Consider the following 18,783-nt stretch of genomic DNA (forward strand, 5'->3'; position numbering starts at 1 on the left):
TGAAATGACAATTGAGTGATTCGATCTGAGTCGTGAATGTCTTGCCTTGGTGGTGTAAAGCTGTGGGGATCAGATTTTCATAGGTTTTGAGAAAATCTGTGCCATAGCCCGTGGTAGGCAAGCCCTTCCATTGCTTGAAAAGCTCTCTAGCGGTCTTGATCGATCTACTACCACAGACAAAGCCAAGCACTTTGCCAACAGTAGAATCCAGCGCTACCCAGATCCAGCATTTAGATTTTTTTAGCAACAAAACTGCAGAGTTCATCGACCTCAATCAAAGAGCAGGCCTTCGTCTTGGGTTGGTTGACTGGTAACTGCCCTGCGGCCTGGACAAGCCAGCGGGAAAGAGTTTTGTGATGCACCCCGAGGATTCTGCCAATGGCTCTGAGCCCTAATCCTTCGAGGTATAGCTTTTGAGCCTGTTCTTTGAGGGCAGGATCCTTGCCCCTGCTCAGCGTCTGAAAGGTTCGTCAACAAGCTTGGCAGCGGTAGCGTTGAGCTCCTCGATTCTTACCAAAGAGGATGTAGTCTGGATGAGCACAGTGAGGACATTGTGCATCGTTAGATCGCCAAGTCGCGGAGATTACTTCATTTGTCCAAACTACGCAATTGCTCCATCGCTCGAAATTGAGTTGAAGCCAATCGGAGGAATTTCGGTATACTGGAGAAAGTAGAACGCTGGACTGTGAATACTCATGCCTGGAAGCTTGAAATTCTTAGACAGGACATGGGTTGTGGTCGACTTCCTGAATTTCTGATCAGAGAGGGACTCTCGAAAAAGCGGTTGATTTGCCTTGGGAATCTTTGATTGCAGTATTTTCAAACCGGTCTTCCTGATAAAAAACAGGAACACAGTGTCTAGACCTGTGCCTCAACAATTATGGAACTACTATTTAGAAAATATTGATGATGGTATAAGGAGATATTCGGCCTAACTCTTTAAATTAACCCCACTTGTCTGTCCGCACTTTTTTCTTCGCATGGACTGGACATTTGAATAGTGGATCTGGTTCTTTTTCTTCTTCAGGCTGCTTGGCATTGTCTGCACCTTTTGCTCGCTGTTCTGGAGTTGGATATTCTACTTCCAAGAATATTGGCCCCAGTCCTGTATCTCTTGTCTCACTCATAGACAATTGGTAACGAGGCTCCACTCTTTGAAATTCGTTTGGTTGTATAGGTTTAATTGGAGTTACCCGGTCTCTTGCCCCATCTAGATACTGAGGATAAAAATTTGTAGTGCCCTCCAATCGATGCCAGGGAGTTTGTTTTCTTTTTTTCTTAGTTTGAGTTACCATCACAGCCTTTAGTTACAAAATATACGCAATTGGCTAGTTTGTGTGTTTCATTGGATTGGAACCTCCTCAAAAGTGATTCTCATGGGACCATCTGATTTTCCCACCCGGGAAACTGTTTATACAAAGATTCGCGCCGATTTGGATCAGTATGGTTGGAGTCTCATTTCGTCAATTTACCGCGATGAACTTTTCACACACACGGTTGGTCTAAGCTGGGGCTATGAACACCAGGAGATTGAACTCATTGGACTGAATCAAGAAATCGCCGCAATGTTGCTGAATGAATTGGCCCGACGAGTCGTCAATGGTGAAAAATTTCATGCCAACTGCCATTTTGAAGATATTGTAGATGGAGTTGATTTGATCCTCGTGGAAAATCCAATTGATCCACTCAGCAAGCCGATGACCAATGGAAGACTTCGGTTGGTTTGGCCTGATGAAAACAACCTCTATCCCTGGCAGAAAGGTTGCGAAGAAGAATGTCTAATTCAGCAGTGGTTTCCAGATTCAACGATGCCTGAAAGAGATACTTGTGAGGCCTACGCTCTTTTGGAGCAAGCCACCCTTCGTTGAAATAGAATCTGTTCATCCAACTTTTTCCTGCTGCAGCATTCTCTCCATTTCTGAGATTAGCGTTTCTCGAAAGCGTTCCTGCCTCAAACCAAATTGTAGTGAGGACAACAAATATCCCAAGGGTTCCCCAACATCGTAACGAGTCCCCTTCATTTTGACTGCTGAAACCTTGCCTCTTGAAGCCAACTGATTAATCGCTTCCGTCTGTGTAAATTCATATTGATGCTTATGCGTATTATCTGTCGCACGAAGTGCACCAAAAATTTCTGGAGTATACAGATACCGACCATAAGACGCATAGTTACTGGGTTCAGTTCCAGGGGCTGGCTTTTCCACCATCTTTCTGACCTCCATGATCTCCCCTTCATTAACAGGATCAATCACTCCATAGCGAGATATATTTTCTTCGGGAAGTGCTTCTACAGTCAGGATCGTGTTGCCTGTTTCCCTGTAAGCCTCAATCAATTGTAGTGTCAACGGAGGATTCCCCATCACGATGTCATCTGGATACGCGACCACAAAGGGAGCATCCTGGACAAAGGGTTCTACTAGCATCAGGGCATTGCCTGTCCCCATCATCTCTTGTTGCCTCAATGTGAAGATGTTTGCACTCGTTGGCTTGATTAACTCCAGTTTTTCAATGGAGTTCGCTTTGGAAAATGCAGAGTCCAGTTCAACTTCTCGATCAAAATAGTCTTCTAAAACTTTTTTTCTGCGTGAAGATACCAAAAGGATGTCTTCAATACCAGAATCCACCATCTCTTGAACAATGAAATCAATCACTGGCCGGTCAATTAGAGGAAACATTTCCTTTGGAATCGTCTTAGACGCTGGTAAAAACCTCGTTGCATAGCCAGCTGCTAAAATCACACCTTTCATCAAGACTCCATTTCTATTCAGGTGTTACAGGCAATCACTTTGGTTGTTGAAGAAGATTCAATAGATATTCTACCAGTTGTTGAACGGTCTGTAGTTCAAGGATTTGCTCTATGTCGGCTTCCTGACCAAATTCATCTTCCAAGGCCATAATTACGTTCATCGCATCTAAAGATGTCAGATCTAGATCATCTCTTAGATTTGAATCCAACTCCACCTCTTCAAGTGGGAGATCTAGTTCACGAGCAATTGTTTTGAGGCAACCTTCTCGGATTTTTTCTTCGCTTAGTTGCATGAGCGAAACAACAAGCAGGTGTTGCTACCTCCAAAGGCAAAGGAATTTGAGAGTACGTTTTGGATTTTATGTTTCTGTGAAACTGGAGAAAGATTTTGCAGATGACATGCCGGGTCAGCAGGTTGACAGTTCAAGCTTGGTGGAACGATTTGGTGCTGGATGGATAGTACAGAAACTACAGCTTCAATAGCAGAAGCCGCTCCCATGCTATGTCCTAATTGTGACTTGCTTGCACTACAAAGGGGAATTTGATTACCAAAGATTTTCTTGATTGCCACCCCTTCAGTTTGATCATTCAACTTCGTACCCGTTCCGTGTAGGTTTATGCAATCCACATCAATTGGAGATATCTCTGCATCTTTAAGAGTCTTTTGAATCGCAAGGCTCACTCCCTCCAGTTGCGGGCTTGTTAAACTTTCTGCATCACAATTCGAAGCAAACCCAATCAGCTCTGCGATCGGTGATTGATTTCTTCGAGTGCAGGACTCTTCTGTCTCAAGAACGATCATAGCAGCTCCCTCACTGAGCACAAAACCATCTCGATCCATCGCAAATGGCTTACATACCCGCTCTGGAGCATCCATACTCCTTGATAGCACCCCCATCGCCTCCCATGTTCGTAGCAATTCATAAGTCACAGGTGCTTCAGCTCCCCCACAAATCACAGTGCCATAAAGACCTTTCTGGAGCCATTCTGAACCAATTCCAATTGCATTTGCTCCAGAAGAACAAGCAGTATTTACAGTTAGATTCCTACCCTTGCAGCCATGATTGATCGCAATTTGCGCTGAGAGCGCATTGTTCATCATTTTGGGAATTGTGAAGGCATTGATCTTCTTATTTGTCTCTGGAAGATACAGTGCGTCGTAAGCAGGCTTATAGGAAACAATTCCTCCAATTCCCGTCCCAGTAACAACAGCACATTTTGCTAGGTCAGGACCAGTAATTTCAGACTGTACTATTGCTTCTCTTGCTGCAAGCAAACCGTATTGGACAAAGGCTTCACACGACCGCTGCACTCTAGGGGAAAAATAACTCTTGGGATCATAATTTTGAATGATCCCAGCTACCTTAGTCAGGGAGGGGGTATGATCGAATTTGGTGATGTGATGGACACCGGATTTCCCCTGGGAGAGATTATTCCAAAATTCTTTGATTTCAACACCGAGTGGACAGAATATTCCCATACCTGTGACGAAGACACGCTTACGCCCCATTCTGATCTCGATTCACAACTCCAACGATCCCAGGGTGACATCGCCTATAAACCTCAACATAATCTGGCCGGTTGATATGGGCATATTGAAGAGTAGCATCCAAGCTGACGTATCCAAAGAGTTGAGCAAGATCTGTTAAATCCAACCCATTCTCCAACAAGTGTGCTGCAAATGAATGACGGAGAATACGTGCATTGATACGGCTCTGAATTCCAGCTCGTTTTGCGTGCTTCTTAATCATGAACCAGAACCCAACCCTCGTCATTCTCTCACCATCTCTATTTGGAAATAAGCACAAATCTTCCTCGAAGCGCAATCTGTCCTGTCTACCTTCTTTGAGGTATTTTTGAAGTACCTCAATTGCCATTGTAGTAACCGGAACCATTCGCTCCCTTCGACCTCGCACCTTCAGAAAACCCAAATCTAAAAATAAATCTGAGGTGTCTAAATTCAACAATTCATGAACTTTTAAGCCACTTGAATAGAGCAATTCCAACATTGCTCGATCTCGCAGTCCAAGATAATGATCATCTGAAGGAGCCTCCAATAAATCTTCAACCTCGTTTGTACTCAATAGTTCTGGGGGCTTTGGGGGAATTTCAGGAAACTTTACGAGATGGAGCGGGTTGACACGAATCCAATTTTTTCCCTCTGCACAATTTAAAAATAGTTTTAAGGAAGAAAGATGACGGCAAACCGAGCTGGGTTGCATAAAATCAAGCAACTGATCTCGATATTGTCCCATAAGCAAGTGATTGACCTTCCCTAGGTCCCCAGCCTCTGTGGTGGCTACATACCAATGCAGAAACTGCTGAGTGTCATCGTGGTGGTTTTTCAGGCTACTGTCTGAGTAGGATTGCGACTTCAACCATTCCATAAATTCTTGAAGCAGCAGTTCCATGAGGAAGCAGATGTAGGAGTGAAGTGGAGGAGAAGCCCACGAGAACCGTGTGAGCAAATGGGGCTTTTGATGCCTAGCCCGAATAGGTGGAGAAGCGTATAAGAACTTTAGGCTTCCTTAGTAAAGGCGTGCTCACCATTCTCAGGGACAATCTCCGCGTGGTGATGAAAAGGCAACAAAAGTTTGTCATCACAAGAACCGCAGGACTTCTCGGCAAAAAACCACAGGCAAAGTGATTTTTAGACCATATTGAACCTTAGCGAATACAGTCCATCTGGGCAAGTGAATTCAAGCTTGGACTAGAACCTGATCAAGTCTTTCACAAAGATCACGAAGATTTTTTTCCATTTCATCATACTGCGGTTGTTGCTTCTGTCTCATCAACTGATCAGCCAGATTTAAGGCCACTAACAAGTACAAATTACTGGAGGAAATAGAGCTAGAACTTTGTTGGATTGTTGAAATTTGTTGTTCCAAAAAGCTCTCCACTTTCCTTATGTGCTCTTCGCCATAAGGACTTGCAATCGCAAATCGGTTACCGTTGACTATAATTTGATACTGTTTGCGATCAGCTTTGGCGTCAGACATGGCAGTTCCTCAACAAGGTAGAAAGTTAGCCCTCTGCAATGATTTTCACCTTCTCGGTGTGCAGAACACGATACAGGTTCCGCTCCTGAGGTTTTGATGGATCAAGCTGTGAATTAAACTGGTAAACACGCTTATGTCGGCTTGTCGTGAAACGGAATGTGATTGGGAGTGGCCGCTCTTTATTATATGCGGGAAGTTGTTTTGTGTCACTGGGTTCAAAATAAATGAAATTAGGAGAGTTAAACCTGACAAGAGCGCTGAACTCTTCATTCTGATGATGATCTGTTGGTGATCTATAACTCGCAGTTAGCTGTACTCCTGGAGCTACCTGACGGGAATTTCCTACAACCAGATCTGGATTTTCAGAAGTGAACCTCAACTTCTCCCTAAGCTTCACCAAAAGATCTAACTTCTGATAGTCCAGTTGTCCTAATTTCTGAATTGACTGCTCAAAGATTTCAGCCTTCTTAGTAATTGCCTTGTAGTCTTTAACATCCATCAATCTAGACATTTCCCACAACAGTTGAGCCTCATTTTCTTCCAAACGGAACTCTTTACTAACCGTCTCGATTAATTTCAAACGAGCACGTTCGTATAGTTTTACCTTAAAACCATCAACTAAATTTTGATCTGGTGTGTAATAAATATTGAGATTTCCACGGTCAGTATCCTCCCAAAAGGTGGGCCCTGCGAATTTCAATCGACCACATGAGATTTCAATCACTTTGCTAAAGTTAATTTCCCCAAGAACGTTAACATCATCCATTACGTCCTTAAGAATTTTCTCGACAAACTCCTCATCATTATTTCGCTCATAGAAAAGAGCCAATCCAATCTGCAGAATCCTCACTCCGTTATTTATCAGAACACCTTGATCTAGGTCCTCTTTGTTAACATCCGGTGGGTTATCAACTTGCAGAATCTCTCCAAGCAGATGAGTTTGTAAATCCCTATCCCATTTCTCGTTATAAACCTTCTCCAACAGCTTTTTCATCTCAGTAGCGATGACATCGACAATGAAATACAGAGCGGGGCTATTTTTCCCATGCTTAAAGATTTCAATACCGTAAATTCTGAAGTACATGAAGCAGCGTTTGAGGTAATCAATCCGCTGATGATCTGCCAAATGATTTACAAAATTCCCATAGTGGAACGCAACGTTATAAAGATTTCTCGCTTCGTTGTTCTTGATCGCATGCTTGATCGCAAATCGAAGAAGGGTGTTAAATCGAATAATGATCACATCTACTAAGTTATCATCCTCTACTTCAATCGCGGTTAGACCGATTTCGGACATCTCTGCAGCCACCAATGAAGCCAGATCAAATGATCCGTCTTCAATTTGCCGTATGTAAACATTTCCGAGTAGGCGGAACAACTTCTGCTCGTAAAATGTCTTTGATTTCTCCATGTCTCCGTACTGACCGATCATAGTCTTAAAGCTGATGTCTGTTCGCACTTTGGGCATTACCGAGAAGAATTCTTCACCAATATGAGATTTGACTCGAACGTATTCATGAATTGTCAAACTCATCTGATGAATGATATCCGCTTTGAGTTCCTTAAAAGACACATATTCTAGAATGTCGTCCAACTGGTTCAAAGCCTCGAACATCTGAACTTGGTATTGCTCGCGGATATTTGGCACTGTAATGAGTGCCTGGGCTCTTTCCGTTGTCAGATCATGAATTTGATCAAGATTATTCCCATAAATGCGACTAATGACGTTGCTTGGTTTGGTATAACGCAGAATGTAGAAAATATAGGGAAATGCAAAAAATGCTGAGAGAACGAGGAGAATGTGGGTGTTAAAAACTCTGCTGGCAGGGCGGACCAGATCAATATCGGCATACAGGTTGATGAGAATTGCGTGCATTCCCGAAACGATCAAAAACCACACGTAGATCAAACTAGGCAGATCTTTCATGTAGAGGTCGATCAGTTTTGGAATACTTTGGGAAGCAATCGAAATGACCAGGATCAAAGTTCCCAAGATCATTCCTAGCAGGGCTTGCCAGACTTCGGCGCTGAACCCCATATCAACACCTTCAAAGCCCTCTGGAAAACTACCGCTGAAAAAAGCGATGATTCCCTTGTATGGCTCGAAGAGGACTGCATCGAAAAGAATGTCGCCAAGAACAACGAGTAAGACTACTCCCATCAACGATGCAGTCGATCGGTTGCGATCTACAAATGCTAACGCGCGGAAAATGTAGAAACTGACCTGCAGAGACGATTTTTGCGATTCCTCTACGGCAGTCTGTTCTGAAACTGTATCCATAACCTTCAAAGAGTGTGATGGGTCAAAACTTCGAAATCCCCTAAGGATTCACTTTAGTTGTTTTTTCAAAACAATTGAGAACTGAAAAAATTGAAAAAAATCTAGATTGCAGCCAACTTCTCGAAACCACAAGCAATAGACGCCCCAACTCAATTGGGAGCATCATTTTCAATGAGTTTTCCCCCTTCCAAAGAAATCACTCTGTCTGCTATTCCCAACACATCGCTGCTGTGGGTTGCTACGATCATGGTTTTCCCTGCTTTCCGAATAAGTTCCCTAAATAAACCTAAAGCTTGCTCTCCAGTTTGTCGATCTAGGTTACCAGTGGGCTCATCGGCCAATACTAAATTTGGTTCGTGAACCAGTGCTCTGGCAATCGCTACCCTCTGCTGTTCCCCACCAGAAAGCCGATCAGAGAAGCTTTCCAATCGATCCCCCAAACCTAGTTCCTGCATAAACTCAGCAACTCTAGCTTTGGCAATTTTTACAGATATTCCATTTAATTCCATTGGTAGCAACAGATTTTCTTCAACGGTCAATGTAGGAATTAAATTGAAGGACTGGAAAACGAATCCAATATTTTTTCTACGAAATAGAGTTCTTTGGTGCTCGTCCAATTCATTCAACATGGTTTTCGCTATCCTAATACTTCCTGAGGACGGTTCATCGATCCCAGCCAGTAAGTTGAGCAAAGTAGATTTGCCAGAACCACTTCTTCCCAACAAAGCCACTATCTGTCCCTCTTGAATTTTAAGACTTACATTTCGAAGGACTTCACGCATCTCACCACCTTCCAAATAGAACTTGTTCAATTCATTAAGTTCTAAAAAATCTTTCGCTAAAATCTCCAAATAGAATCCTTAATCAAAGTTGACAAGTGACAGCAATCAAAGTAATTTTTAATCGCTTTGCTGATGGCGGGAGTAGCTCAGTTGGTAGAGCGCTGGATTGTGATTCCAGTGGTCGTGGGTTCAAGTCCCATCTCTCGCCCCATGGGCGCCTGTAGCTCAGCTGGATAGAGCATTTGACTTCGGATCAAAGGGTCGGGGGTTCGAATCCTCCCGGGCGCGCCATGCCTTCCTCACAAAATACAATCATTTCGATTACCCCGCTTTTCCTGCTTTCAAAAAGACCCTCGCAATTAATTTTAATATCCTACTGCTGCTCTCTTGAGCAATGGTTGCTCTTTCACTGGAAGATGAACGATGACTGAGAAAGCTCCCACCCCAACGCCAACCCACCAAACTACATCGTAAGACCCAAATTCATCATAGAACAGACCACCTAACCATACCCCTGCAAAACCACCCAGTTGATGAGATAAAAAAACCAATCCGTATAAAGTACCCATGTACTTAAGTCCGTAGTTATAGGCAACCAATCCTGAGGTTAGTGGCACAGTGGCTAACCATAAGCTTCCCATCACAGCTGAAAACAATAGAACTGAGTTCGACGTAATTGGCAACATGATGAAGGCTGCAGCCGCAATTGTGCGGCCTAGATAAATCAACGATAGCAAATTTTTCTTTAGAAAGTATTTCCCCAGTGCCCCTGCGGCTATGGTTCCCAAAAGATTTGCTATGCCAATCATAGCGATTGAAAATGCACCCAACGCCGACGTTGTTGAGACTCCAATGCTCCGTAAAAGACTATCCTGAGGTATTCCCATACACATTTCCTCCACTAAAGCTGGAAAATGTGCAGTGATGAAAGCCAGTTGAAAGCCACAGGAAAAGAATCCCAAGAAAATCATGATGAAGCTTGGATCCTTGAAAGCCCTGCCACAAACTTCTTCTAGGCTCTCCTCCAAATCTTGCCGAGTAGCAAAATTGGTTGATCGCAAGAAAGGGAGAACTACTAAGACAAAGAGAATCGAAACTGCAAAAACCAGAAAAACTTCGGACCATGGCATTATCCCAAGTAACCAACTAGCTGTTGGAGGACCAACAATCTGACCAGCTGAGCCAGCTGCTGTGGTAATGCCTAACGCTAGGGAACGATTCTCAGGACTCGTACTTCTTCCAACGACAGCCAAGATCACCCCAAAACCTGTCCCAGCGATTCCAAAACCAACTAAAATTTCTAGTATTTGAAGTGCTTCTGGAGTGACGGCATAGCTACTCAAAACTAGTCCTAGAGCATACAGGAGTGCCCCAAGCACAATTGCTTTTCGGTCTCCCCACTTCTCTGCAATGACACTGAAGAGTGGTTGTCCAATTCCCCAAGCAAGATTCTGAATAGCAATCGCGAGAGAAAACTCTGAACGAGGCCAAAGGAACTCGGTACCGATAGGGACCTGAAAAACCCCAAAGCTGGCCCTGATTGCAAAACCAACCATTAGAATGACGGAACCAGCCAAAAGCACTGGAGTAAACAATGATGCCTTGTTGTCTGAGTGCATATTCAAAACAACTCTGTCTTTCAGGAGTAGAGTGGGGATTCTGGTAACGGAAGATGAATCAGCGGTGGGAATACATTATTAAAAATGTCAGCTTACTTTGGTAAGCTTTCCGGCCTTGTGCATGCCAGGCCGGAGTAGCAGCTACTTCTTAAAGCTTAGGCTTTCAATCTCTCTAACTCCTCAGGTTTCATCTTGGTTGCTGTGGCAACAACGTCAATGCTCATCTCAGTTTCACTGTTGACTAGCCTGCGAGCAATTTCAACTCGCTCATGTTCTTGGCCACGCAGCATTCCTTCCCGGTGACCTTGGCGCCCTTTTGCTTCCATTGCCTCCATAATCCGATCCCGAATTCTTTTACGAATTTGATCCACTGGAATGATCAAGACCGCCAAAATAAGAACCATCAGCCATTCACCAAAGCCTAAACCAACAGTTCGTAGAACCTCACCTCCCAAGTAAGTGAAGATGATCTGGAGGAAGAAGATCAAGCCAACGACCCGTAAGAAATTCTTGTTTTCACCAATATACTCAAATAGATCTGTACCCTCTGTACGTGAGTTAAATTTATTGAAATTGTTGATGAAAACAAAGAACGCGAAAAATGCTGTCAACAATACTGCATCTGGATTGTAACCTGGATCTGTTGGTAATCCACAACGACTTTCATCACAGGCAAAGAAACTGCTGAGTCCATCACTGGTCAAGAAGAACAAACTCATGATAGCCATCGCAATCCCATTTGTGAAAATAGCAGACCACATGTCTGGAGTAATTAATGGTGCATTTTTTGGAATTGGAGGTTCCTTCATGTATCGACTCAGAGCAGCCTCTCCAGCAAAGGCAATCGCAGCCAGAGTGTCCATAACAAGGTTAATCCAGAGCATTTGAGTCATGGTGAGCGGCAGGCCTATTCCAAAGAAAGGGCCGAAGAAAGCCACCAGAATCGCAGCAACATTTACTGAAAGTTGGAAGATTAGGAACTTTCTTATAGATTTTAGCAATGTCCTTCCATAAAGGACAGCACGAGTTAGTGATGAGAAGTTGTCGTCCAAAATGACAATATCACTGGACTCCTTCGTCATTTCAGTCCCACTCCCCATAGCGAATCCAACATCGGCATTTTTTACAGCGGGGGCGTCATTAACGCCATCACCCGTCATACCCACAACCCAATTGCGTTCCTTGGCAGCCTTAACAAGGCGGCTTTTATCAGTTGGTAGTGCTCTTGATACGACACAAAGATTCGGAAGCATGTCGCGAACCTGAGCGTCAGACATTTCTCCCAGTTCTGTGGAGGTCGTCACAACTGGATTATCCCCTTGGATAATCCCCATTTCTTTGGCAATCGCACGCGCAGTATTCTTCGCATCACCCGTGATCATAACCACGCGAATTCCAGCTGCTTGAGCCTCTTGAACTGCAACTTTAGCTTCCTGACGAATTTCGTCTCTCAACCCGAAGATGGTGATTAAAGCAAGATTTTGAGGCAGGGAAGGATCCTCACTAATTGACTCATCGGTCACTGCTAGCCCAATCAAACGCATAGCTCGCTCGGACATCTTATCCATCTCCTCTAGCAAGTTCTCATGCGAAGGTAAAGGATGGCGCTCTCCGTTTTCGTCTATATAGGCCGTACAGTTAGCCAGCACAATTTCGGCGGCTCCTTTGACCATCGTGACTGACTTCTTACCTTTCACTTGTGAGGCTGAAAATTTGTAGAGGCTCTTGAAGGGGATATTTTGGACGAGTTCTACATCGTCTTTTTCGTTTAGGTTCTCAGCCAAGTATCTAAGTAGGGCTTTTTCAGTTGGATTAGCTCCAACAATGACAGGTTTTGGACCGGTAGTGTCAATGGCAGCGCTGGTATTGTTGCGCAAGGAGAAGACAATTTCATTGCGCAGGCCATCAGGAATTTCATCAAGCTTAGAGTGGTGCTTGCCTGTACCGTCTAGAGTATCAGCAACCTGTAATAAGCCCTGCGTCAGGGTTCCAGTTTTGTCGGAAAACAATACCGTCAGACTACCAGCTGTTTCTATTCCGAGTAGCTTCCTCACGAGAACTTTAGCCTTCAACAGCTTACGCATGTTCATCGAAAGGACGGTTGCGATCATCATTGGGAGTCCCTCTGGAACTACTACCACGATGATGATGATGGCTAATACTATTGCAGTTACGATATCGTGGACAATCTCTCCAAATGGCTGCGAGAAGTATAGGCCTACACTCTCGGCTTCAATGAAGATGTGATTTGACATGAATGCAAAGGCAATCATCACAGAACCAATGTAGCCAAAACGGCTGATTTTTTGACCAAGATCTGCTAACTTTTCTTGTAAAGGAGATAAACGGTCTTCGGCCGAAACTAACTCTTTCATGGTTTGACCGTATTTGGTCTTGTCACCAACAGCAGTGACCAGCATCACACCTTCACCATCATCAACCAAAGCCGCACGCGGAAGTTCGTTTCGCTCTTCATCAATTTTATTTGGGTCTTCGACTGGTACCTTTTTAATAGGTTCTGATTCCCCAGTTAGGGCAGCAGCGTTTACTTCGAGTTTCCCAGCGAGCAAGTATCCGTCAGCCGGCACTGTATCACCTGGTTGTAAAACAACATTATCCCCAGCAACCAAATCGTTGATGCTAATTTCTTGAAGTGTATTATCCCTGAAGGCTTTCACTTTAACTAATGATGCTTCTTCGAGAAGCTTTTGAAACTCATTCTCATTACTGTACTCTGACCAGGTCGCAACAAGAGTAGCCAACGCTACAGCAATCGCGATTCCTACACCCTCATACCAAGGAGCAAAGCCAATCAGGGAGAGGAAAACTGTTATCCCAAGCGCAGCAATCAGGATGATAATGATTGGGTCTTTCAGGTTTGCCAGTAGCTTGTCGGAAAAGCTCTCTACCTCCTGTGTAGTTACCGCGTTTGAACCATTCTGATTTCTCGACTGCAGCGCTTCTGCTTCAGTCAAACCAGGGTACTGAAATTTCATCTAGACTCCTTTGTAAAACCTCGGTTCATCACTTTGTTAAAATATTTTGACATTATGGATGCTAGCAGATTTTTCCCCTTCGTAAAGCTATTTCTATCCTTTTCTCCCATAGATTACTCATGTGAAAAATATGTGACAAATACTTCATATCATTGATAAAAATTAATCTAATCTGATTATCCTGAATTAGACGTTTACATTCTACCAAATTAAATTATGCCGCTTAGTACTATTCCGTTATCTACTGAAATTGTAATTGGAAACCATCTTCCCTTCGTTTTAATTGGAGGGATGAATGTGTTAGAGAGTCGGGAACTCACACTTAGAACAGCAGAGACCTTTGTTAACATAACAGAAAAGCTCTCGATTCCTTATGTATTCAAGGCGTCATTTGATAAAGCGAATCGCTCCTCAGTTCACTCATTTCGTGGACCTGGAATTGAAGAGGGATTGAAATGGCTGGAGGAAGTCCGTCAGGCTTTCAATGTACCTGTAATTACAGACGTACATGAGCCTCATCAAGTAAGTGCTGTCGCCTCCGTGGTAGATATACTCCAGCTGCCTGCCTTTTTATCGAGGCAAACGGATCTGGTCATAGCTCTCGCAAAGACTCAGAAAGCTATCAATATCAAAAAAGCACAATTCCTTTCTCCCTCTGAAATGGAAAATATTCTTCAGAAGTTTGAGAGCGCAGGTAATAGCCAAGTTATGCTATGTGAACGGGGGACAATGTTCGGATACAATAATTTAATTGTGGACATGTTGGGCTTTGGCTTGATGAAAAAACTAGGTGCACCTGTAATTTTTGACGCAACTCACGCAGTACAGATTCCTGGTGGACAAGGCTCTGCTGCTGGTGGTCGTCGACAGCAACTCCGAGAATTGGCCCTCTCGGGATTAGCCACTGGCATTGCGGGAATCTTTCTGGAAGCCCACCCAAATCCCTCTGAGGCAAAATGCGATGGACCCAGTGCTTGGCCTTTGGACAAATTAGAAGCTTTACTGATTCAACTTAAGAAGCAGGATGAGTTGGCTAAAAGCCTGCCACCAATTGAAGTGGAATAAGCTTGGAGGGACGGAACACCTTCTTGTTTTGCACAAGAGGGTTGGCTGGATTCAGATTTGGAAGAGAGTTTTCCAGAATCTTTTTGAGGATTGACGGCCCATCTCGGCTATGCTTTCCGTCAAGGGGATTGATTTTGGACATACCTCTACACAGTTTTGAGCGTTGCCGCAAGCAGCAATTCCGCCATCGTCCATCAGGGAGTCTAGTCGCTCATTGGCGATTAATTTTCCGGTAGGATGCATGTTGAACAGGCGTGCTTGGCTGATCGCTGCTGCTCCCACGAAATTGTTATCACGACTGTACTGAGGGCATGCTTCAACGCAGCAGCCACAGGTCATGCACTCTGAAAGTTTGTAAGCGACTCCCTGATGATCTGGTAGAATCTTATCTCCAGGCCCAAGATCATGGTAGCCATCCATCGGAACCCAGGCTTTAATCCGCTTCAGTGCTTCAAACATTCTGGAGCGGTCCACGGCTAGATCCCTGACAACGGGGAACTTGCTCAGAGGCTGCAAGGTAATTGGTTGCATTAACTTATCGATCAAAGCACTACAAGACTGGCGAGTCTTGCCATTGATCACCATTGTGCAGGTTCCGCATACTTCTTCTAGGCAGTTGCAGTCCCAAACGACCGGACGTACTTTCTTCCCTTCTGAATTGATTGGATTCTTTTGAATATCCATCAAGCAGGAAATGACATTCGAATTTGGCAGATAAGGTATCACGAAGGTCTCCCAGTAAGAGGGATGATTAGGCCCATCTTGCCGGAGGATTTTAAAGGTAATTGTCTTGTTTGACATTTCGCTCCCTAGTTCAGTCATACTTGCGTGGACGTGGTTGAATCAATGATGTATCTACAGCTTCGTAACTGATATCAGGGCCTTTTCCATTGAAAGTCGCAATCGAACTTTTCAGCCATTTCTCGTTCGATTCCTCGTAAAGCCGCATATATTCAAGGTGATCTGGCTTGAAAGAATCTTGTTTGAGGCCTCCCTCCGCCTTCAACTTGGTGTACTCAAGGAAACTTTCTGGCTTAAAATCACTTGGCTGGTTGATTTCAAATTCTGGCTTATAGTGGGCCCCCCTGAACTCGTCACGGAGCAGCGCACCTTTAGCAATTACCTTTGAAAGCTGAATCATGTTGTAGAGTTGGTTTACAAAGCTTGGCACTGGATTGGTCCAGTCACTCGTGTCCAAACATTCAACATCTTTCCAGCGTTCATCGTATTCATCAATTTTTTCAACGGTTGCAGCAAGTCTAGCATTGTCGCGAACGATGAGGACATTTGACATCATCGTTTCTGATAATTCCGCATGGAGCTTGTATGGGTTTTCCTTACCCTTCATTTGCTTGATGCTAGTAAACTTTTCTTGCCATTGTTGTTGTGACTGATCAAACAAGGAAGACGGAAGGTCAGTTGCAGACATTTTTTGATTCTTGATGTAATTCACAACTCCTGGTCCCATCATCAAGCCAGTGTATATACAGCTCAATAGTGAATTTGCTCCAAGTCGGTTGGCCCCATGGTACTGATAATCAGCTTCTCCCGCTGCATATAGCCCCTCCATTGAGGTCATTTGGTTGCGAGGGGACTGGTGATCAATAAAACCATCGGCTGTCCTGTTGTAATCTGTCCAAATCCCTCCCATCGAATAATGAACAGCTGGAAAGATTTCCATTGGCTCCTCGCGAGGATCCACCCCAGTAAATTTCTCATAAATTTCAAGGATTCCTCCAAGCCTTCTATCCAGGAATTCGCGTGAATGATGAGTAAGGTCTAAATAGACCTTCATGTCTCCATGCGCACCCAGGCCTTGATTCACACAAATATCGTAGATTTCTCTTGCACCAACATCTCTTGGGACCAAATTCCCAAATCTGGGGTATTTCTCTTCAAGAAAATATAACCGCTCTTCCGCTGGAATCTCTTTTGGATCTCTCTGATCATTGGCTTTTCTAGGAACCCAAACTCTACCACCTTCACCCCGTGCAGATTCGCTCATCAATCGCAATTTGTCACGACCAGGCACAGCCGTGGGGTGAATTTGAATGAATTCACCATTTCCATACTTAGCACCTTGTAAATAAGCTGAGGTTGTTGCAGTTCCAGTACAAACCACAGAATTTGTAGAACGACCATATACTACCCCAGGTCCTCCAGTGGCCAATATGACCACATCACCTCTCTCTGCTCGGATATCACCAGTTCTTAGATTTTGGATTACAGCCCCAACACATTTTCCATCTTCGTCCTGAACAGCCCCAAGATATTCATGCCATTCTATCTTTTCGACCAAGCCCTCAACTTCGTATCTTCGAACCTGCTCATCTAATGCATAAAGTAGCTGTTGGCCCGTGGTGGCACCAGAGAAAGCAGTCCGATGGTGTAGGGTGCCTCCAAATCTGCGGAAGTCTAAGTTGCCTTCAGGTGTTCGATTGAATGGAACCCCCATTCGATCCAGTAAATAAATGATGAAGGGGGCATGATAGCACATATCCTTACACAAAGGTTGGTGCCCCAAAAAGTCCCCTCCCTTTACGGTATCGTAGAAATGTATCTCCGGAGAATCTCCTTCTCCTTTAATATTTACTGCCCCGTTGATTCCACCCTGAGCACAAACCGAGTGGGATCGTTTCACCGGAAGGAATGAAACCAGTAGCACTGACATTCCCTGCTCCGCAATTTTCATGGTTGCGGCCAATCCAGCAAGCCCCCCTCCTACAACGATGGCTCTCTGCTTAGTCATGGATTTTTCTCCATTTTAAATTGGATGAATTTAGGCGGGTGATTCTTGAAAACTTATTACTGGAGATTCTACCAGATCGCTGACAGTGAATACAACGCTACTGCGGTCAGGAGAACAAAAACTATGATGCTCAAAACCCTAACTCTCAACTGTGCTCTGGGTGTCAGAGCAAGCCCCCAAGTCATACTGAATGTGTTGATACCATTCGCAAAATGGAAGGTTGCGCCCAAAATTCCAAGTAAATAGACACTTTTTGTGAGCCACCCGGTTTCTGCAGAAGCAAATCCCTCTGCCAAGTGTTCGAAGTGTTGGCCGTAAGTATCGGTCATCAATGGCATCACCTTAGTGTTATAAAGATGAGCAAAAATAAATAATAGAACGCCGATACCACTAATTCGCTGAAGCCAGTATAGAAGATGTGAAAAATAGTGATAGGAAGGCTGTGGGGTTGCCTCGATGGAGAGTTTTGCCCCTAAAATCGAGTGATAGAAAAGCGGTATGTAAACGAAGATGATCAGTAGCCAGATTGCTAATGGGCTTTCATAGAATGCATTCGTATGCTCGTTATATTTCTCAGCCCCTTGATGAAGATAGAGTTGGGTATAGAGGTGGTATATTAGAAAGAGGCCAACTGGGATAATACCTGTAAGACTATGAACACGGCGGGTAAAGAAATGGGAGTTCATCTAGACCTTTTTTCAGGAATAAATCGCAGGTTATAGCAGTGAGTCTCTCCAGTCACACTTTAGGCCAGCTGAGCAGAAAGCTTAATCTAGTCGATCACGTCTCCAGATGTCAAGATTCTGAAACCTTATTTAGCGCTGAGGCAAGGCGTGATTTGTAGCGTGCTGCAGTTCGCGCATGCAGAATACCTTTTGTTACTGCTTTATCAATTCTCTTCTGAATTTCTGGGTACTCACCTGCAGCTAAAGCTTTGTCATCTCCAGCCAAAACTTCTCGATATTTTTTCACTGAAGTTCTCAAGGATGAGCGCTCAGAACGATTTCTTGCCGTGCGCTTGATCGTTTGACGGATTCGCTTAAGTGCAGAGTTATGGTGTGCCATTTTTCTCCTTCAAAGGGCATTGGGAATATACTCCAACTCTGGAGCATAGTTTTTTGACAAAATAATCAAAATCACATCGAAGCGAGGCTGCATTCTCAGCTTACCTGGGTACCTATTAATGAACACCTCATAAAGTTTTCTGAGTTTTGTGCGCTTTGCCAGGGTAACCGAAAAAGATGGATCAATTTTACCGCTAGATCGAAATTTTACTTCACAAACCACAAGATAGCCTTCGTAGTCTGCTACAATATCAATTTCACCGAGACGGTGTCTGAAGTTTCTCCCTACAATACTATACCCAAGATTCTCCAAATATTTCGCAGCCAAATTCTCCCCATCAATCCCTAAATTCTTTCTGGCCGACATCCTTCACCAGCGAAACGTTTTTCTATGAATTGGGGTTGGACCAAACTGCTGCAACAGTTCCTTGTGACGTTTAGTAGGGTAGCCTTTGTGCTTTGAAAATTCCCACTGTGGATAT

Annotated in this window: 19 protein-coding genes, 2 tRNA genes and 1 other RNA gene; 4 read left to right on the plus strand and 18 right to left on the minus strand. The window is 44.1% G+C overall.

Translation table 11 applies throughout. The annotated features are described in order from the left end of the window. Positions 1-265, minus strand: a 265-nt coding sequence (locus tag P8O70_16535) for an IS1 family transposase (protein ID MDG2198451.1), incomplete at its 3' end; no start/stop codon positions are given. A gap of 679 nt (positions 266-944) precedes the next feature. After that, a complete protein-coding gene (locus P8O70_16540) occupies positions 945-1,127 on the minus strand; it encodes a hypothetical protein (GenBank protein ID MDG2198452.1) in 183 nt (60 codons plus the stop codon). A gap of 249 nt (positions 1,128-1,376) precedes the next feature. On the opposite strand from P8O70_16540, the gene P8O70_16545 reads away from it, so the two are divergent. Continuing rightward, the gene (locus P8O70_16545) at positions 1,377-1,868 is read left to right on the plus strand and encodes a DUF4262 domain-containing protein (protein ID MDG2198453.1); all 492 of its coding nucleotides are present in this window, start codon (positions 1,377-1,379) and stop codon (positions 1,866-1,868) included. Positions 1,869-1,880: 12 nt separating this feature from the next. Here the strand turns inward: P8O70_16545 and P8O70_16550 are convergent, their stop codons facing one another. The 8 genes from P8O70_16550 to P8O70_16585 form a co-directional block, all read right to left on the minus strand. Beyond that, entirely contained in the window at positions 1,881-2,747 is an 867-nt protein-coding gene (locus P8O70_16550; GenBank protein MDG2198454.1) for a UTP--glucose-1-phosphate uridylyltransferase, read from the minus strand. A 34-nt stretch (positions 2,748-2,781) separates the two neighbouring features. Then, positions 2,782-3,039: an acyl carrier protein gene (locus tag P8O70_16555; protein MDG2198455.1), complete on the minus strand. Its 258-nt coding sequence runs from the start codon at positions 3,037-3,039 to the stop codon at positions 2,782-2,784. Then, positions 3,030-4,256, minus strand: a complete 1,227-nt coding sequence (locus P8O70_16560) for a beta-ketoacyl-[acyl-carrier-protein] synthase family protein (GenBank protein MDG2198456.1) — start codon at positions 4,254-4,256, stop codon at positions 3,030-3,032. Before P8O70_16560 ends, P8O70_16555 begins: the two co-directional genes overlap by 10 nt. After that, entirely contained in the window at positions 4,246-5,157 is a 912-nt protein-coding gene (locus P8O70_16565) for a tyrosine-type recombinase/integrase (protein MDG2198457.1), read from the minus strand. The genes P8O70_16560 and P8O70_16565 overlap by 11 nt, the downstream gene beginning before the upstream one ends. A 29-nt stretch (positions 5,158-5,186) precedes the next feature. After that, positions 5,187-5,367, minus strand: a non-coding RNA gene (gene ssrS / locus P8O70_16570) — 6S RNA. Positions 5,368-5,445: 78 nt separating this feature from the next. Beyond that, on the minus strand, positions 5,446-5,745 hold the full coding sequence (locus P8O70_16575; GenBank protein MDG2198458.1) for a cell division protein ZapA: 300 nt from the start codon (positions 5,743-5,745) through the stop codon (positions 5,446-5,448). Between the two features lie 25 nt (positions 5,746-5,770). Next, complete coding sequence (locus tag P8O70_16580; protein MDG2198459.1) at positions 5,771-8,026, minus strand: hypothetical protein; 2,256 nt, start codon at positions 8,024-8,026, stop codon at positions 5,771-5,773. Between the two features lie 149 nt (positions 8,027-8,175). Beyond that, positions 8,176-8,808: an ABC transporter ATP-binding protein gene (locus tag P8O70_16585; protein ID MDG2198460.1), complete on the minus strand. Its 633-nt coding sequence runs from the start codon at positions 8,806-8,808 to the stop codon at positions 8,176-8,178. A gap of 135 nt (positions 8,809-8,943) precedes the next feature. Here P8O70_16585 and P8O70_16590 point away from each other — a divergent pair. Together P8O70_16590 and P8O70_16595 are read left to right on the plus strand one after the other, a co-directional pair. Further along, positions 8,944-9,019 (plus strand) — tRNA-His (locus P8O70_16590). Positions 9,020-9,022: 3 nt separating this feature from the next. Then, positions 9,023-9,099: transfer RNA gene (locus P8O70_16595), tRNA-Arg, on the plus strand. A 74-nt stretch (positions 9,100-9,173) separates the two neighbouring features. Here P8O70_16595 and P8O70_16600 read toward each other — a convergent pair. Further along, positions 9,174-10,427, minus strand: a complete 1,254-nt coding sequence (locus P8O70_16600; protein ID MDG2198461.1) for an MFS transporter — start codon at positions 10,425-10,427, stop codon at positions 9,174-9,176. 155 nt (positions 10,428-10,582) lie between these two features. Further along, positions 10,583-13,423 carry a calcium-translocating P-type ATPase, PMCA-type gene (locus tag P8O70_16605; protein MDG2198462.1) on the minus strand — a complete coding sequence of 947 codons (2,841 nt, stop codon included), beginning with the start codon at positions 13,421-13,423 and terminating at the stop codon, positions 10,583-10,585. A 216-nt stretch (positions 13,424-13,639) separates the two neighbouring features. Here P8O70_16605 and kdsA point away from each other — a divergent pair, with 216 nt between their 5' ends. Further along, entirely contained in the window at positions 13,640-14,488 is an 849-nt protein-coding gene (kdsA, locus tag P8O70_16610; GenBank protein MDG2198463.1) for a 3-deoxy-8-phosphooctulonate synthase, read from the plus strand. Positions 14,489-14,539: 51 nt separating this feature from the next. On the opposite strand, the gene sdhB is transcribed toward kdsA, so the two are convergent. The 6 genes from sdhB to P8O70_16640 all read right to left on the minus strand — a co-directional run. After that, positions 14,540-15,289 (minus strand): succinate dehydrogenase iron-sulfur subunit, encoded by a 750-nt coding sequence (sdhB, locus tag P8O70_16615; protein MDG2198464.1) that lies wholly within the window; start codon positions 15,287-15,289, stop codon positions 14,540-14,542. Positions 15,290-15,302: 13 nt separating this feature from the next. Continuing rightward, a complete protein-coding gene (gene sdhA, locus P8O70_16620) occupies positions 15,303-17,237 on the minus strand; it encodes a succinate dehydrogenase flavoprotein subunit (protein MDG2198465.1) in 1,935 nt (644 codons plus the stop codon). 68 nt (positions 17,238-17,305) lie between these two features. Continuing rightward, entirely contained in the window at positions 17,306-17,923 is a 618-nt protein-coding gene (locus P8O70_16625; GenBank protein MDG2198466.1) for a succinate dehydrogenase, read from the minus strand. Between the two features lie 109 nt (positions 17,924-18,032). Continuing rightward, entirely contained in the window at positions 18,033-18,302 is a 270-nt protein-coding gene (rpsT, locus tag P8O70_16630; protein ID MDG2198467.1) for a 30S ribosomal protein S20, read from the minus strand. A 9-nt stretch (positions 18,303-18,311) separates the two neighbouring features. Next, complete coding sequence (locus P8O70_16635; GenBank protein ID MDG2198468.1) at positions 18,312-18,668, minus strand: YraN family protein; 357 nt, start codon at positions 18,666-18,668, stop codon at positions 18,312-18,314. 3 nt (positions 18,669-18,671) lie between these two features. Beyond that, a partial coding sequence (locus P8O70_16640) for a ribonuclease HII (protein MDG2198469.1) occupies positions 18,672-18,783 on the minus strand: 112 nt, incomplete at its 5' end.

This window comes from SAR324 cluster bacterium, from assembly GCA_029245725.1.
Lineage (GTDB): Bacteria > SAR324 > SAR324 > SAR324 > NAC60-12 > JCVI-SCAAA005.